The 16,906-nt window shown below is 61.9% G+C and carries 15 protein-coding genes (1 of these 15 running past the window's edge); 8 read left to right on the top strand and 7 right to left on the bottom strand.

Annotated features, from left to right (window positions below; translation table 11 throughout):
* Positions 1–89 precede the first annotated feature (89 nt).
* A complete protein-coding gene (locus tag PG897_RS13205; protein WP_017786286.1) occupies positions 90–1,268 on the top strand; it encodes a dicarboxylate/amino acid:cation symporter in 1,179 nt (392 codons plus the stop codon).
* A 48-nt stretch (positions 1,269–1,316) separates the two neighbouring features.
* Here the strand turns inward: PG897_RS13205 and PG897_RS13200 are convergent, their stop codons facing one another.
* The 7 genes from PG897_RS13200 to rnm all read right to left on the bottom strand — a co-directional run bounded on the left by PG897_RS13200 (position 1,317) and on the right by rnm (position 7,028).
* A complete protein-coding gene (locus tag PG897_RS13200; protein WP_043169768.1) occupies positions 1,317–1,685 on the bottom strand; it encodes a glyoxalase superfamily protein in 369 nt (122 codons plus the stop codon).
* 113 nt (positions 1,686–1,798) lie between these two features.
* Positions 1,799–2,671 (bottom strand): acyl-CoA thioesterase II, encoded by an 873-nt coding sequence (gene tesB, locus PG897_RS13195; protein WP_043169769.1) that lies wholly within the window; start codon positions 2,669–2,671, stop codon positions 1,799–1,801.
* A gap of 189 nt (positions 2,672–2,860) precedes the next feature.
* Positions 2,861–3,784 carry a 23S rRNA pseudouridine(2605) synthase RluB gene (gene rluB / locus PG897_RS13190; RefSeq protein ID WP_005302885.1) on the bottom strand — a complete coding sequence of 308 codons (924 nt, stop codon included), beginning with the start codon at positions 3,782–3,784 and terminating at the stop codon, positions 2,861–2,863.
* On the bottom strand, positions 3,777–4,373 hold the full coding sequence (scpB, locus tag PG897_RS13185; protein WP_017780785.1) for an SMC-Scp complex subunit ScpB: 597 nt from the start codon (positions 4,371–4,373) through the stop codon (positions 3,777–3,779). The genes rluB and scpB overlap by 8 nt, the downstream gene beginning before the upstream one ends.
* A 32-nt stretch (positions 4,374–4,405) precedes the next feature.
* A complete protein-coding gene (locus tag PG897_RS13180) occupies positions 4,406–5,296 on the bottom strand; it encodes a segregation and condensation protein A (protein ID WP_270829094.1) in 891 nt (296 codons plus the stop codon).
* A complete protein-coding gene (locus PG897_RS13175) occupies positions 5,289–5,909 on the bottom strand; it encodes an L-threonylcarbamoyladenylate synthase (RefSeq protein ID WP_005302891.1) in 621 nt (206 codons plus the stop codon). Before PG897_RS13175 ends, PG897_RS13180 begins: the two co-directional genes overlap by 8 nt.
* A 237-nt stretch (positions 5,910–6,146) precedes the next feature.
* The gene (rnm, locus tag PG897_RS13170; protein WP_270829093.1) at positions 6,147–7,028 is read right to left on the bottom strand and encodes an RNase RNM; all 882 of its coding nucleotides are present in this window, start codon (positions 7,026–7,028) and stop codon (positions 6,147–6,149) included.
* 437 nt (positions 7,029–7,465) lie between these two features.
* Between rnm and PG897_RS13165 the strand changes: the two genes are divergently transcribed.
* The 7 genes from PG897_RS13165 to PG897_RS13135 all read left to right on the top strand — a co-directional run.
* Positions 7,466–9,100: an anthranilate synthase component 1 gene (locus PG897_RS13165; RefSeq protein WP_270829092.1), complete on the top strand. Its 1,635-nt coding sequence runs from the start codon at positions 7,466–7,468 to the stop codon at positions 9,098–9,100.
* Entirely contained in the window at positions 9,093–9,707 is a 615-nt protein-coding gene (locus PG897_RS13160; RefSeq protein ID WP_076360037.1) for an aminodeoxychorismate/anthranilate synthase component II, read from the top strand. Before PG897_RS13165 ends, PG897_RS13160 begins: the two co-directional genes overlap by 8 nt.
* Before the next feature lie 10 nt (positions 9,708–9,717).
* The gene (gene trpD / locus PG897_RS13155; RefSeq protein WP_242763232.1) at positions 9,718–10,746 is read left to right on the top strand and encodes an anthranilate phosphoribosyltransferase; all 1,029 of its coding nucleotides are present in this window, start codon (positions 9,718–9,720) and stop codon (positions 10,744–10,746) included.
* Positions 10,746–12,242 (top strand): bifunctional indole-3-glycerol-phosphate synthase TrpC/phosphoribosylanthranilate isomerase TrpF, encoded by a 1,497-nt coding sequence (trpCF, locus tag PG897_RS13150; protein ID WP_201883748.1) that lies wholly within the window; start codon positions 10,746–10,748, stop codon positions 12,240–12,242. Before trpD ends, trpCF begins: the two co-directional genes overlap by 1 nt.
* A gap of 80 nt (positions 12,243–12,322) precedes the next feature.
* Positions 12,323–13,516, top strand: a complete 1,194-nt coding sequence (gene trpB / locus PG897_RS13145) for a tryptophan synthase subunit beta (protein WP_011706727.1) — start codon at positions 12,323–12,325, stop codon at positions 13,514–13,516.
* Positions 13,513–14,319, top strand: coding sequence for a tryptophan synthase subunit alpha (gene trpA / locus PG897_RS13140; RefSeq protein WP_201883746.1), 807 nt, complete (start codon positions 13,513–13,515; stop codon positions 14,317–14,319). Before trpB ends, trpA begins: the two co-directional genes overlap by 4 nt.
* Before the next feature lie 285 nt (positions 14,320–14,604).
* Positions 14,605–16,906 carry the 5' portion of an SIR2 family protein gene (locus PG897_RS13135; RefSeq protein WP_442866312.1) on the top strand. Its footprint extends 404 nt past the window's final position, so only the first 2,302 of its 2,706 coding nucleotides appear in the window; it begins with the start codon at positions 14,605–14,607; the stop codon falls past the right edge of the window.

Genomic DNA, 16,906 nt, shown 5'->3' with positions numbered 1-16,906 from the left:
ACGACAGACATGATGCGGATTTTGTGTTAAAAAGCGGCATTAAAATCAAAATTAAATAACAAATCAGACACTAACACCTGGATTTACTTATGAAACTTGTCCTCAAACTGGTTGCCGGCATCCTCGCCGGTCTCTTGCTCGGTCTCTACGCCCCTGAATGGGTCGCACGCGTGCTGTTTACGGCCAAGACAGTCATAGGTCAGCTGATCACCTTCACCATTCCGCTCATCATTCTCTTCTTCATCATGAGCGGCATCGCCAGCCTGCCGAAGAACTCCGGCAAGCTGCTGGGCAAGACGGTCGCCCTCTCCTACTGCTCCACCATACTGGCCGGCCTGTTCGCCTTTACCGTGGCCAGCAACCTGATCCCGCGTCTGACCAGCGCCGCCGAGTCCACCGCCGAGAGCGCCATCAAGCTCACCTCCTACATCAATCTGGAGATCCCGCCGCTGTTCGGGGTGATGTCGGCACTGGCCGCCGCCTTCGTGTTCGGCATCGGCATCAGCGCCACCCAGGCCACCGATCTGCGCCGGGTCGCCGATCAGGGCCGCGACATTATCGACCGCCTGCTGGCCAAGGTGATCATCCCGCTGCTGCCGTTCTACATCGCCGGCGTCTTCGTCGAGATGACGGTGGAAGGCACCGTGTTTGCCACCCTGAAGACCTTTGGCGTGGTGCTGGTGATGGCCATCATCATGCACTGGCTCTGGCTCTCCGTGCTGTTCGTTGGCACCGGTCTGGCCTTGGGCCGCTCCCCGGCCCAGCTCATCAAGAACATGCTGCCGGCCTACTTCACCGCCCTTGGCACCATGTCCAGCGCCGCCACCATCCCGGTCGCCCTGCAGGCCAGCAAGAACAACGGCGTGAGCGCCGGCATCGCCAACTTCACCGTGCCGCTGTGCGCCACCATTCACCTGTGTGGCTCCACCATCACCCTGGTGACCTGTGCCACCGCCGTGATGTTCCTCTCCGAGCATCTGGCCATTCCGGGCATCGGCACCATGCTGCCCTTCATCATGATGCTGGGCGTCATCATGATTGCCGCCCCGGGTGCCCCGGGTGGTGGCGTCATGTCCGCGCTGGGTCTGCTCACCTCCATGCTGGGGTTCGGTGAGGCCTCCATCGCCCTGATGATCGCCCTCTACCTGGCCCAGGACAGCTTCGGTACCGCCTGCAACGTCACCGGCGACGGCGTCATCGCCCTGTGGGCCGACCGTTTCGCCCAGAGCGGCGAACCAGCCCTCAGCGCCGAGCAAGACGCGGCCTGATAGTGCAAGCAGATAAAAAGACGGGAGCCATCGGCTCCCGTCTTTTTATTAGGCGTTTTCTTCCGGCGGCAGCGGCTCGGTAAACACCAGCCGGTTACCGAAGGGATCCCGGACCTGTAGCTCGCGGCAGCCCCAGGGCATGGTCTCAATGGCGGGGTTCGCATAGGCATAACCCTTCGCCCGCCACTCGGCCAGCAATGCATCGAGCTTGTCGGTCGAGAGCCGCAGGGCCGCCCCCGGGCAGGCATCCCCGTGATGCTCGGAGAGGTGGATGATCCAGTCTCCCCGTGAGACCTGCAGGTAGAGCGGCATACCCGGGCCAAACCTGTGTTCCCAGTCGATGAGAAATCCCAGGTAATCGAGGTAGAAAGCGCGCAACTTGCCTTCATCGAAGCTGCGCAGGATGGGTATGATCATGATGTTTCTCCTCTGCCGTTTGGGTAGTCGGGGTAAAGCCCCAAAGTCTGACCTGCGCAAAACTGCGCAGGTCAGACACTATCATGGCGTTCCTCTTCGGCCATGTTGCCTGCTCATGGGTTACTGCCCCGGCGGCGGATCACCCCCTCCTGCGCCGTGCTGGCCACCAGCACCCCGTCGCGGGTGAAGAACTGGCCGCGCACCAGGCCACGACCGGCGCTGGCGCTCGGGCTGTCCACCACGTAGAGCAACCAGTCGTCCAGCCGGAAGTCCCGGTGGAACCACATGGAGTGGTCTATGGTGGCCACCTGCATGTCCGGCTCCCAGTACGACACCCCGTGGGGCTGCAGGGCGGTGAACAGGAAGTGGAAGTCGGAGGCGTAGGCCAGCAGGTATTTGTGCACCCGTTGATCGTCCGGCATCTGGCCATTGGCCTTGAACCAGACGTGGCGCAGCGGCTCATGCACGTCGGGGCGGATCGGGTCGACCAGGGTCACCGGGCGAATTTCGATGGGCTTCTCGCACATGATCTTGTCGCGCAGGGCGGGCGGGATCTGCTGCTCGTAGGGGCGCACCAGCTCCAGTTCGCTCTTGAGCTGCTCGGGGGGAGTGATCCCCGCCGGCATGGCGATCTGGTGTTCAAACCCCTCGGCCTCGACCTGGAAGGAGGCGTTGAGATAGAAGATGGGCTTGCCGCCCTGAATGGCCTTGACCCGGCGGGTGGAGACGGTCTGACCGTCGCGGATGTTCTCCACGTCGTAGACGATGGGACGGTTGGCATCGCCGGGGCGCAGGAAGTAGGAGTGGAAGCTGTGCACCTGGCGATCGCTGGCCACCGTCTGCTTGGCGGCTGACAAGGCCTGCCCCATTACCTGTCCGCCAAACACGGCCCGCAGACCGAGATCCTGGCTCTGGCCCCGAAACAGGCCCTCCTCGATTTTTTCGAGCGCCAGCAACGCCAGCAGCTCATCAAGTACCTTGCTCATTATTATCTCCTGTGTCAGTGCCGGAAGGCTAACAAGCCCGCCCCCGCCGGGCAACCACCCCGGCCCCCTCCAGCCGCCTGCCTGACCCCATTAATTCAGCAATCTTGCACATTGAACAATAACGGACGCAGCAGGCGCCAACGAAAAGGCCCGCCGAAGAGGCGGGCCTTTTACAGTGCGACGCGGCGCTTACTTGCTGCCGGTGCCGGAGTTGCGGGTCGAGGCTTGCGGCTTGCGACGGGCGGTAGTGGCGCGGGCGCGCGGCTCCTTGCCCTGCATCTCCTTGTGACGCTTGACGGCGCGACGGATCTGGGCGGCCTGCTTGTGGCGGCTGGCCTTGCCATCCTGCTGCAGATCGACCTTGGACTCGGTCTCCGGCGGCAGGTTGACCAGGCCGCGCAGGTAGTTCACCTCGGGCAGTTTCAGCTCCTGCCAGCCGCCGCGCGGAATGCCGCGATCCAGCTTGACGTCGCCGTAGCGAATACGCATCAGGCGGCTCACCTGCACTTCCTGGGACTCCCACAGGCGGCGCACTTCACGGTTGCGACCCTCGGTCAGGGTAACGTTGAACCACTGGTTCAGACCTTCACCGCCGGCCGGCTTGATCTTGTTGAACTTGGCCATGCCATCTTCCAGCTGCACGCCCTTGCGCAGGCGCTGCAGCATGGCTTCTGTGATCTCGCCAAACACGCGCACCGCGTATTCCCGCTCCACTTCGTGGCTCGGGTGCATCAGCCGGTTGGCCAGCTCGCCATCGGTGGTGAACAGCAAGAGACCGGAGGTGTTGACGTCGAGGCGGCCGACCGCGATCCAGCGGGCCCCTTCCATCTTGGGCAGACGATCAAACACGGTGGGACGACCTTCCGGATCGTGACGGGTACACATCTCCCCTTCCGGCTTGTGGTAAGCCAGCACGCGGCAGATCACTTCCTCTGCGGCGCGGGTCTTGACCTGGTGACCATCCACCCGGATCACGGCGTTCACTTCGACGCGATCCCCCAGCGTGGCGACCTTGCCATCCACGCTGACCCGACCTGCGGTGATCAGGGCCTCCATCTCACGACGGGAGCCGTGACCCGCGCGGGCCAACACTTTTTGCAGTTTTTCACTCATCGGGGTTACCTGATTGTTGATCGCTGCCCGTCTCTGCCAACGTCAGAGTGGACAACGAGGGTTGCAGTTCGGGATCAAGCTCGGGGAGCTGCTCCAGACTCTGCAGATTAAAATAATCCAGAAATTCTCGGGTGGTGGCGAGCAGCTCCGGGCGACCCACTACCTCCTTGTGACCTATGCTGCGCACCCAGCCACGTTCTTTCAGGGTATTCACTATCTGGCTCGAGACCGCCACCCCGCGGATGGCTTCGATCTCGGCCCGGGTGATGGGCTGACGATAGGCGATCAACGTCAGCGTCTCCATCACGGCGCGCGAATAGCGCGGGGCCCGCTCGCTCCAGAGCCTCGAGAGCTCCTCCGCGTACTCCTGGCGGGCCTGAAAGCGCCAGCCGGAGGCGACCTCCTTGAGCTCCACTCCCCGCTCGCTGTAATCCTGTTTGAGCTCCGCCAGCAACAGCTGCACGTAGCGGCTGGTGACCGGGTAGTCCGCCAGCACGCTGCTCTTGAGCTCGCTGACGTTGAGCGGGCGCCCGGCAACGAACAGCGCCGCTTCGATCAGCGTCTTGAGTCGTTCAGCCGGCAGCGCCATGGTTCGCTCCTCGCATTATCGGCCGCAGCCGTTCAGTGGGCAGCGCCACGCTCGCTCTCCTCATGCTGGCTGGCCAAGGCAAAGTGAATGGGCCCCAGGGGTTCCGCCTGCAGGATCCAGATCAGTTGTTCCTTGCACAGCTCCAGCAGCGCCAGAAACGTCACCAGTACCCCCATGCGCCCCTCTTCGGCGCGCAGCACCTGTTCCAGGCGCAGGGTCTGGCCTAGCGAGAGCATGGCGAGGATCTCCGCCATGCGCACCCGGGTCGGGATCTGCTCGCGGCGGATCTGGTGATGTTCAAAATGAGTCGCGCGTTTTACCACACTTTGCATGTAAAGGGCGAGCTCAACCAGCGAAACATCGGGCGCCAGTGGTTTGAGATCACCAAAATCCGGCGCCATGGCGCTGGCGACAAAGATCTCCCGCTCCAGCCGCGGCAACTCGTTGACCCGCTCCGCCCCCACCTTGAAGCGCTCGTACTCCTGCAGCCGGCGGATGAGGGTGACACGGGGGTCTTCCCCCTCCTCTTCGTCCTCCAGCTCCGGCGCCTTGGGCAGCAGCATGCGGGATTTGATCTCCGCCAGCCAGGCCGCCATCAGCAGGTACTCGGCCGCCAGCTCCAGATTGAGCCCCTGCATCAGCTCCACGTACTCCATGTACTGGGCGGTGATCTGCAGGATCGGCAGGTTGAGGATGTCGAGCTGCTGACGCCGGATGAGGTAGAGCAAGAGATCGAGCGGCCCCTCGAAGGTATCGAGAAACACCTCCAGCGCATCGGGTGGGATAAACAAGTCCTGGGGCAGCTCATGGTAGGGCTGCCCCAGCACCCGGGCGATGGGAGAGAGCGCCGACGGTGCCCCCTCGCCAGCCTCGGCGGGCGGTTGGGCGGCCGTCATGGCGACCGGTTCGACCGTATCACTCAAACGGGGTCGGATCCCCGGCACCGCGTCGGCGCAGCACGGGTTCGTCGTCGGAGAAGTCCACCACGGTAGTGGGCTGCTCGCCCAGATAACCGCCGTTGACCACCAGATCCAGCTGTTTGCCCAGCTTGTCGAAGATCTCCTCCGGGTCAAACTCCGCCATGTCAGATTCCGGCAGGATCAGGGTGGTGGAGAGCAGCGGCTCACCGAGGGCCTCCAGCAGCGCCTGGGCAATCTTGTTGTCCGGTACCCGGATGCCGATGCTCTTCTTCTTCTCGTTCATCAGGCGGCGCGGCACCTCTTTGGTGGCCTTGAAGATGAAGGTGTAAGGGCCAGGGGTGTTGTTCTTGATCAGGCGAAACGCACTGTTGTCCACCTTGGCGTAGGTGGAGATCTCGGAGAGATCGCGGCACACCAGGGTGAAGTCGTGGTTGGGATCGATGCGGCGGATGCGGCAGATGCGCTCCAGCGCGCCCTTGTCACCCATCTGGCAACCCAGCGCATAACCCGAATCGGTGGGATAGACGATGACGCCGCCATTCTGGATGATCTGCACCGCCTGGCTGATCAGACGGGCCTGGGGGTTTTCCGGGTGTACGTAAAAGTGCTGACTCATGACTCGTTCTCGCAATGGGGGCAGCAATCTCTGCCCGCTTGATGGCCGCGAAGCCGGGCTTCACGACACTACCTTACTCTGTTTGGCACCCGTTGGCGCCTGCAATACCGGGGCGGTTACCGACTCGCCAGCAACTCTGCATGTTGCTCAGTGGTAAGCCCGAAGTGACCGGGATACGCCAGCCATAAATATGGCCATACCCTCTTGTCCGGTGTGTTCCCTATTTCGCAAATGCTGTTACCGGCTCGCCAGCAACTCTGCGTGTTGCTCGGTGGTAAGCCCAAAGTGGCCGGGATACGCCAACCATACCGGCATCCCCTCCTTGGGCAACCAGAGGTGGCGGCCCAGCTCGGTCCAGTTGGAGGGGAAGTGAAAATCCGATCCTACCGAGATGTAGAGGTCGTGCTCTTTGGCCCACTGGCCGAGATTCGCCCGCTCCTGCGGGCTCTGCTGGGGCAGCGAGACCTCCATGGCATCCCCTCCGGCCGCCTTGAAGGCCACCAGCAGCCGCTTGATCCACTTGGCGGTGAGATCGTAGCGGCTCGGGTGGGCCAGCACAGCCAGGCCACCGGCGCCGTGAATGGCGTCGATCGCCTCGCCCATCTCGGGCCACTCGGCCGGCACATAGCCCTTGTTGCCCCGGCTCAGGTACTTCTTGAATATCTTCTGCATGTTGTCGGCCACCCCGCGCGCCACCAGCACCCGGGCAAAGTGGGCCCGGGTCACGGCCGCATCACCGGCCAGCTGCTTGGCCTCTTCATAGGTGCCGGGAATGAGACACTTCTCCAGACGACGCCCTATTTCCTGGGCGCGTGCTTCGCGGCGAGCCTGTTGGCCGACCAGAAAATCGGTGAGCGCCACATTTTTTTCATCCACCCCCAGCGCCACGATATGGATCTCGTGATGCTCCCAGCCGGTGGAGATCTCGACCCCGCTCACCAGCCGCAGCGGCAGTTGCTCATTCTCGATGGTGCGGCGAACCTCATCAAGCCCGGCAAGGGTATCGTGGTCAGTAACCGCTAACAACTCGACCTGTTTTTCGGCGGCGCGGCGCACCAGTTCGGCGGGGCTCAGCACCCCATCCGAGGCCGTGGTATGGCAGTGTAGATCGAATCTCATCAGATTATTCCGCTCTCGTGGTCAGGTCACCATGGGTACACATTCGGTGAAAGAAGGCTAAAAAGCGACTTGACTTGGCCGCGGCTTTATCGTTTTCTGTAGGCACTTCATTGCAAACATCTTTTTACAGGACTTTATCATGCAAACGACTTCCATCCTGACCATCTGGTGGTGGCACACTCCCTGACATGCGGGCGTGTGGTCGTTGCTGTACCTGTAAATCTGACAGCAAATAAAGAACCCAAAGAAAAAGCCCGCTGACCCCAGCGGGCTTTTTTATTATCCGGCAAATGGACCTGTGATGAAACCGAGAATTCAGACAAGCAAGCTGACCTGGCGATGGCGCCTCTGAACCAGCCACCCCAGACCCATTAAATTTTCAAGGAATTCAACGTCATGAACATCGGTAAACAACATCACACGCAAGGGAACGCACTATGACAGCCAGCCATCGCCTTCCTCTGGGTGAATTCGATACCCTCACCCTCAACGCCCCCTATGTGGCCGATCCGCTGGCACTCTACAGCGAGCTCTGCCAGGGTCGCCCCAACAACCTGCTGCTGGAATCGGTGGAGATCGACTCCAAGGCGGGCAAACAAAGCCTGCTGCTGGTGGACGCCTGCCTGCGCATCGAGTGCCGTGGCCGCACCGTGCGGGTGCGCAGCCTCAACGACAACGGCGCCCAGCTGCAGAGCCTGCTGGCCGAGCGCCTGCCCGCCGCCGTTGCCCAGAGCCTGGTGGCCGGCGAGTTGCAGCTCGACTTCCCGGCCTCTGATCGGGAGCAGGACGAAGACAGCCGTCTCAAGGGGATCAGCGTGCTGGACGTGCTGCGCACCCTGCAGCGGGAGCTTGATTGCCAGCTCGGCAAAGAGGCACTCTTCATGGCCGGCAGCTTCGCCTACGACCTCATCGCCTCCTTTGAAGATCTGCCCGAAGTGCCAGAGGGAAGCAACGACTGCCCCGACTACTGCTTCTACGTGGCCGAGACCCTGATCACCATCGACCACATCGCGCGCTCCACTGCGCTGCTCGCCTGCATCTTCGGCGGTGACAGCGACGAGAGCCGGGTGGAAGACAGATACCACCGCCTGAGCGAGCGCCTCGCCCAGTTCAAGCACGCCTGCCAGCAAGCCCCCGCGCAGGCACCGGCCACACCGGCCCTAGCCGGCGGCATGAGCGTGGACAAAAGCGACAAGCAGTTCTGCGCCGAGGTGGAGAAGCTCAAGGGCTTCATTCGCCGTGGCGACATCTTCCAGGTGGTGCCGTCACGCTGCTTCTCCCTGCCCTGCCCCAGCCCCGTCGCCGCCTATCGCCGCCTCAAGCAGACCAACCCCAGCCCCTACATGTTCTACGTGCAGGACGAGGGCTTCACCCTGTTTGGCGCCTCGCCGGAGAGCGCGGTGAAATTCTGCGCCACCAGCCGCGACGTGGAGATGTACCCCATCGCCGGTACCCGCCGCCGCGGCTTCAACCCGGATGGCAGCATCAACCGGGATCTCGACGGCCGTATCGAGCTGGAACTGCGTCAGGACGAAAAAGAGGTGGCCGAACACCTGATGCTGGTGGATCTGGGCCGCAACGACATCGCCCGCATCTCGGAGCCCGGCACCCGCTACGTCAAGGAGCTGCTGAAAGTGGATCGCTACAGCCACGTGATGCACCTGGTCTCCAAGGTGGTCGGCACCCTGCGCTCCGACCTTGACGCCCTGCACGCCTATCAGGCCTGCATGAACATGGGCACTCTCACCGGCGCCCCCAAAATCCGCGCCAGCGAGCTGATTCGCATGGTGGAAGGCAAGCGCCGCGGCAGCTACGGCGGCGCGGTCGGCTACATCAACGGCGCCGGCGAGATGGATACCTGTATCGTCATCCGCTCCGCTTTCGTGAAAGAGGGCGTGGCCCATGTGCAGGCCGGTGCCGGGGTGGTCTATGACTCCAAGCCGCAAGCCGAAGCGGACGAAACCCGCGCCAAGGCGGCGGCCGTGCTGGCCGCCATCGCAGCCAGCCATGGCACCTCCCTGCAAGCCTTGAGCGCCCAGCAGGAGCAACATAAGGACGTGAGCCATGACTAATATCTTCCTGCTCGACAACTTCGACTCATTTACTTACAACCTCGTCGACCAGTTCCGCTCCCTCGGTTATCCGGTGCGGATCTACCGCAACAGCCTGCCGGCGAGCCGCATCATGAGCGAGATCGCTGCCTGCGAAGGGGATGCGGTGCTGGTGCTCTCGCCGGGCCCGGGCGCTCCCCATGAAGCGGGTTGCCTGATTGATTTGATCAAGCTGGCCCGCGGTCAGGTGCCCATCCTCGGTATCTGTCTCGGCCATCAGGCCCTGTGCGAAGCCTACGGCGGCACCGTCGGCGCGGCGGGCGAGATCGTCCACGGCAAGCGTTCCCTGATTGAGCACAACGGCCACGGCGCCTTCGCGGGGCTGCAAAGCCCCTTGCCGGTGGCCCGCTACCACTCGCTGGTCGCCACCTATGTACCGGAAGAGCTGACGGTGATTGCCCACTATCAGGGCATGCCCATGGCCATCGAGCAGCAGGATGAGCGGGTGCTGGGTTTCCAGTTCCACCCGGAATCCATCATGACCTCGGAAGGGGCCCGTCTGCTCACTCAGGCGCTCGCCCATATCACCCGTCCAGAAAGCATTTTTTCGACACGCGGCGCGCGGTAAGGAAGACCCTATGCATCATCATCTCAACACCCTCTATCAGGGTCAGTCTCTGAGCCGTGAAAGTACCCGCGACGCCTTCGGCCAGGTGGTACGTGGCGAAGTGGATCCCATCGTGCTCGCCAGTCTGTTGACCGCCCTCAAGATCAAGGGGGAGACCCCGGAGGAGATCGCCGGCGCCGCCGAGGCCCTCTTGGCGGAAGCGCGCGACTTCCCGCGTCCGGACTATGAATTTTGCGACATCGTCGGCACCGGTGGCGATGGCCTCAACACCATCAACGTCTCCACCACCTCGGCGCTGGTCGCTGCCGCCTGCGGCCTGAAAGTGGCCAAGCACGGCAACCGCTCGGTCTCGAGCAAGTCGGGTTCGAGCGATCTGCTGGACAAGATGGGCATCAAGCTCGACATGAGCCCGGCGCAGGCGCGCCGCTGCCTGGACGAGCTCGGCATCTGCTTTTTGTTCGCCCCCCAGTATCACGCTGGCGTGCGCCACGCCATGCCGGTGCGCCAGGCCCTCAAGACCCGCACCCTGTTCAATGTGCTGGGGCCGCTTATCAACCCCGCTCGCCCCACCTATCAGCTGATGGGGGTCTATGCCCCCGAGCTGGTGCGCCCCATCGCCGAAACCCTGCTGGCACTGGGGCTGAAAACCGGTATGGTGGTGCACGGCGCCGGGCTGGATGAAATTGCCATCCACGGCCCGACCCAGGTGGCCCAGATCCGTGACGGCGAGATCCGCGAATTTCTGTTAACCCCGGCTGACTTTGGTCTCGAGACCTATCCGGTCAGCGCCATTCAGGGCGGAGAGCCTGAAGAGAACCGCGCCATCACCGCCGCCATTCTGGAAGGGCGTGGTACCCCGGCCCACAACGCCGCCATCGCCGCCAACGTGGCGCCGCTGCTGCTGATGGCAGGCAAGGCGAAGGATCTCAAGAGCGCGGCGGCCCAGGTGCTGGCGGTGCTGGCAAGCGGCAAGACGGCGGAGCTCGCCGCTCGCCTCGCCACCCTGAGTCATCAGGAAACAGGCCATCAGGAGGCATGATGTCAGCCACCATGTCGCACAGCAGTCATTCAGAACGCCCAACCGGCAATAACCAGCTTCGCAAGGATAACGAGATGTCAGACCTTATTGCCCCCCATGCTTTTCTGAACATGGCCTCCATCAGCCAGACCATTCTCGGCAAGATCGTGGCGGCCAAGCAGGAGTGGGTCGCCGCCCGCAAGCTGGCCCAGCCGCTGGAGAGCTTCCAGAGTGCACTGACCCCAAGCGATCGGGATTTCGTCGGGGCGCTCAAGGCAGGCTCCACCCGCTTCATTCTGGAGTGCAAGAAGGCCTCCCCGTCCAAGGGCTTGATCCGCGATGACTTCAGCCCGGAGGCCATCGCCGACATCTATGGCAAATACGCCACCGCCATCTCGGTGCTGACCGACGAGAAGTTCTTTCAGGGGGATTTCGCCTTTTTGCCGCGGGTGCGCAGCCGCGTCAGCCAGCCGGTGCTCTGCAAGGATTTCATGATTGACCCCTACCAGGTCTATCTGGCCCGCCACTATCAGGCGGACGCCATCCTGCTGATGCTCTCGGTGCTCACCGACGAGGGCTATCGCGCCCTGTTCGCGGTGGCCAAAGAGCTGGGTCTGGGCGTGCTCACCGAGGTGAGCAACGAGGAGGAGCTGACCCGCGCCATCGCCCTGGGGGCACCGGTGATCGGCATCAACAACCGGGATCTGCGCGATTTGAGCGTCGATCTTGCCCGCACCAAACAGCTGGCTAAAGATATCCCGAGCGATCGGGTAGTGATCAGCGAGTCCGGCATCAATCACCGCGCCCAGGTGGCGGATCTGCGCCACCACGCCAAGGGCTTTCTGGTGGGCTCATCCCTGATGGCCGAGCCGGATCTGGAGGCGGCAGTGCGCAAGCTCACTCTGGGCCAGAACAAGGTGTGCGGCCTGACCCGCGCCGAGGATGCCGCCGCCGCCCATCAGGCGGGCGCGGTATTCGGGGGTCTTATCTTTGTGGCCAAAAGCCCGCGCTACGTGGACATTCCCGCCGCCCGCGCCGTGATGGCGGGCGCGCCGCTCGCCTATGTCGGGGTATTTCGCAATGCCCAGCCCGCCACCCTCGTCAAGACGGTGGAGGCGCTGGGGCTCGCCGCGGTGCAGCTCCATGGCGATGAGGATGCCGCCTATATCGAGGGACTGCGCGCGCTGCTGCCAGCTGGCTGCCAGATCTGGAAAGCAGTAGGAGTTACAAGTGGCGAACCGCTGCCCGCCCTCGACTACCCGGCGGATCGCCTGCTGCTGGATACGAAAGTGGGCAACCAGAGCGGTGGCACAGGTCAGGCGTTCGACTGGGCTCTGCTGGCCAATCTCGACAAGAGCAAAGTAATGCTGGCAGGGGGGCTCAACCCCGACAATGCCCTGCAGGCGGCGCAAGTTGACTGCCTCGGCCTTGATTTCAACTCCGGGGTGGAGAGTGCCCCGGGCCAAAAGGATGCACACAAGCTGGCGGCCGCCTTTGCCGCCCTGCGCCAACTGTAAGCGCTCCCTGTGAGGCGACCACTGAATAGCTGTTTCGTAATTGATGTTTCGTTTTCGACTCAAGGTATAAGGAAGAAACCATGACCCTGCTCAACCCGTTTTTTGGTGAATTTGGCGGCATGTACGTGCCCCAGATCCTCATCCCCGCCCTGCTCCAGCTGGAGAAGGCCTTCGTCGACGCCAAGGATGATCCGGCCTTTATCGCCGAGTTTCAGACCCTGCTGACCGAGTATGCCGGTCGCCCGACCCCGCTCACCCTGACTCGCAACCTGACCAAGGGCACCAAGACCCGCCTCTATCTGAAGCGTGAAGACCTGCTGCACGGCGGCGCCCACAAGACCAACCAGGTGCTGGGTCAGGCGCTGCTGGCCAAGCGGATGGGCAAGAGCGAGATCATCGCCGAGACCGGTGCCGGTCAGCATGGCGTCGCTACCGCGCTGGCCTGCGCCCTGCTCGGCCTCAAGTGCCGGGTCTATATGGGCGCCAAGGATTGCGAGCGCCAGAAGCCGAACGTATTTCGCATGAAGCTGATGGGCGCCACCGTGATCCCGGTGCACTCCGGCTCCAGCACCCTGAAAGATGCCTGCAACGAGGCGCTGCGCGACTGGGCCGCCAACTACGAGTCGGCCCACTACCTGCTCGGCACCGCCGCCGGCCCGCACCCCTTCCCCACCATCGTGCGTGAGTTCCAGAAGATGATCGGCGAAGAGGCCAAGGCCCAGTGCTTCGAGAAGGAAGAGCGACTGCCCGACGCGGTGATCGCCTGCGTCGGCGGCGGGTCCAATGCCATCGGCATGTTTGCCGACTTTATCGATGAGCCATCGGTACGCCTTATCGGCGTCGAGCCGGGTGGTCACGGCATCGAGAGCGGCGAGCACGGTGCGCCGCTCGGTCACGGCAGCAAGGGGGTCTTCTTTGGCATGCACTCCTACCTGATGCAGGACACTCAGGGCCAAATCCAGGAGTCCTACTCCGTCTCGGCAGGGCTGGATTTCCCCTCCGTCGGCCCGCAGCACGCCCATCTGGCCGCCATCGGCCGCGCCGAGTACCCCTCGGTGACCGACAAGGAGGCGCTGGACGCCTTCCAGGAGCTGGCCAAATCCGAAGGCATCATACCCGCGCTGGAGTCCTCCCACGCCCTGGCTCATGCCCTCAAGATGGCCCGCAGTGAACCGGAAAAAGAGCAGGTGCTCATCGTCAACCTCTCCGGCCGTGGCGACAAAGACATCTTCACCGTCGCTGACATCTTTGAAAAAGAAGGAACCTTGTCATGAACCGTTACGCACAACTCTTCTCCCGTCTGGACGCGGCCAATCAGGGCGCCTTTGTGCCGTTCGTGATGCTGGGTGACCCCACTCCCGAATTGTCGCTGGCCATCGTCGATGCGCTGGTCGCAGGGGGCGCCGATGCCCTCGAGCTCGGCATTCCCTTCTCCGATCCGGTGGCGGACGGCCCCACCATTCAGGGCGCCGCCCTGCGCGCCTTTGCCAGCCACACCACCCCGGACGACTGTTTCGAGCTGCTCGGCCGCATCCGCGCCAAGTACCCGCAGCTGCCCATTGGCCTGCTGGTCTACGCCAACCTGGTCTATGTGCGCAAAATTGACGGCTTCTACGAGAAGTGCCAGCAGGCCGGCGTGGACTCGGTGCTGGTCGCCGACGTACCGGTGCAGATGTGCGCCCCCTACAAGGCGGCCGCCGACAAGTTCGGTATCGACAGCATCTTTATCGCCCCGCCCAATGGCGACGCCGAAACCCTGCAGCAGGTGGCGGAGCTCGGCAATGGCTACACCTATCTGGTGAGCCGCGCCGGGGTGACCGGCGCCGAAACCAAGGCCGGCATGCCGGTGGAAGGTCTCATCAATACCCTGCGCGAGTTCAATGCGCCCCCCGCCCTGCTCGGCTTTGGCATCAGCGAGCCAGCTCAGGTGCGTGAAGCGATCAAGGCTGGCGCCGCTGGCGCCATCTCCGGCTCCGCCGTGGTGAAGATCATCGAGACCCACCACCAGAACCCGGAGCATATGCTGACCCGTCTGAAAGAGTTTGTGGAAGGGATGAAGGCCGCGACCAATCGATAAGGGGCGGCATGGGTCAAATACCATTGGCCGTGTCTGCAGAAAAGGGAGCCTGACAGGCTCCCTTTCTATTTCCTGCTTGTTGCCGCTCCCAGCGTCTTTGTCCTCTCTCCCCTTGGGGGAGGGTCAGGGTGAGGGGAACTTCCGTTCACCCAACAGCCCACCTAAGCAAGAGTATTCACTAATTGATTGAACCAGCTCAGATTTCTATCAACATACTCTTTCCATGTCTCAATCAGTCCCCTTAAAATAGCCAAACGACAATCCATATCTCGGGAACATGTCATAATGCCACCACATCCTCCAAATCCTGAAGATATTCTGCGAAAGGTCATCGCGCGCGGTGGTGCTGTCATCGTTGTCGGCACTGGCATCTCAATGTCTGCGAGTATGGATGCTTCGAGCGGGAGACCTCATCCACAAGCTTCTTGGGCGGGGCTGCTTGAGAGCGGACTAGCGTGGCTTAAACAGCACAATCACATGGCACAGGAAGAGGTGGAGTCTCACCTTAGACTAATCAAAACACGTGGCGGCACCCATCATTTCGTTTCGGCAGCAGAAGACGTGACTAGCCTAATGGGTGGCGTCGAGTCAAAACACTTTGAGGAGTGGCTTGCCCAGACTATCGGGACAATCAAAGCTCATGACCGCAAGACTCTTGATGCTTTGGAGGCACTGCGGGCAAAAGGGAATTTGTTGGCGACAACCAACTACGACGGCCTCCTTTTGGACGATGCCGGGACGCTCAAGCCTGTTACTTGGAAAGATCCTGATGCCTTCCTACGCGCCGCGCGGAATAGAGAACCGGATAAGGTCATTTACCTACACGGTTACTGGCGGCAGCCAGCTACGGTGATTCTGGACTGGAACTCGTATCAAGAGATTGCTCGCGATGAGAGATACCGAGACGAACTCGCGACGATCTGGCGTATGACTACGTGGCTTTACGTGGGCTGTGGTGTCAACGGGCTCAACGATCCAGACTTTGGCCTCTTGTTGGAACGTTACGGAAAACGAGCGCGTGATGCAGACCTTTGGGACTTTTGCCTCGTGCGTAGCGACCAGCGGGAGCAGTTCCAGGCGCATTTCGACAAGTTTCAGCTAAATATCTGCGCCGTCTCGTTTGGCGATTCGTATGATAAGTTGCCCGACTATCTTCGTTCGCTTTCACCCGATGCTGTTGCAACTCCTGCTGTCGCGGCTGTGGTTTTGCCTCCGGCTGAACCCATCATCGAGTTCCTGCGTTTAACCGACAGCTTCTTCCAGTATCGCGCGCCGGCCACATCAGGCGGTAGTGTGATGGCTGATAGCCGAGGCGACTTCCGATTCACAGCAGAGGAGTTTAGGACCGGCGCGGTCCATCGCGCTCAAGTCGTGGAGGTGGCCTTGCGGCAGCTTCGTCACGATGGCTGTGTGTGGCTGGAAGGGCCAAGCGCCGGCGGGAAGACGACCGTGTGCTTGCATCTGGTAGCTGAATGGAATCACCAAGGCTGCGAACCACTTTACCTCGATCTTGCCGATGAGCCGGACTCCGAAAAAGCGGCCCGCGAATTGGCGGCTCAGGCAAAACCGGGGCGGATGTTCATTCTCGATAATGTGCATGAGCACTCGAAACTTGCCTGTACATTGCTCGATCAATGGAAGACGCAGCGGCGTGACTCCGTGATGATATTGATGGGCTGGCCTGCTGCAGTGAAGCCGGATCATGATTACCTGAGCGGTCATCGGGCAGCCATCGTTCCGGTGACAGTCCAGCCCGAAGATTGGATTGGCGTTTACCAATCCACCTTCCGACAAATTCGTGGGTCAGGTCATGTCGCTCCAGTGCCTCCGCCGTGCTTCATCAAAGAATGGGACGACATTTTCGCCGCTGACTTGGTTACGTTCCAGTATGCACTCGCAGCTGGCCTACGACTCGACGGAAGCAATGTGTTTCGGGTCGAACAAGCGGCGGCAGACCGGCATGTGCGTGAGAAATATCTGACTCCGTGTTCTGAGGAGGAGCGCCGCGACCTCTTCCGTCTGGCATGGTTTACCGAATTGAGCGTTAGCTTGGGTGAGGAGGCCGTCCCATCCAAGTTTACGCGGTCACAAGATTGCGGTTTGGTGCGAACGACGCTACACGGTAGATTTAAGGACCATGTTCGTTTTCAGCCGTGGCATCGCAGTTTTGGGCGGCTGCTTTTGCGACTGTCCTCTCCTAGTGAGCGTGAGCAAGGGCTTTGCGAAGGCGCTGCGCTACATCCGTTTTGTGCGGGAATAGTTGCCAACCGGCTTTGTTGGCAAGGCGAAAAAGCTCTCGGAGCTAGACTGTTGGAGCACACTTTACGCGCCAAGCCCAGCTTGGTGGATTGGTTTGGTGAGAACCTCACATTTGCCACCAAGTTACTACAGCAGACAAAGATGCTAGTTCCGGCGCGCTGGGAGGAAATATGTAAGCAACTGAACGAACCCGACGACAAGAGCCGCTTGCTGGCGCAAGCCTTCACCACGCCGCTGCATTTCTTAGTGACGTTCCTCCAGTTCACCGGGCAGAGCTCGGAGTTGAAGCCGGTACAGGACGCGCTGGTCAAGGCACTGGCCACCGATG

The sequence above is a fragment of the Aeromonas sp. QDB20 genome (assembly GCF_027707805.1).
In the GTDB taxonomy this organism is placed as follows: Bacteria; Pseudomonadota; Gammaproteobacteria; order Enterobacterales; family Aeromonadaceae; genus Aeromonas; species Aeromonas dhakensis.
Note: the sequence above shows the minus strand (reverse complement) of the source record. Positions and strands in the feature narration are given on the sequence as shown.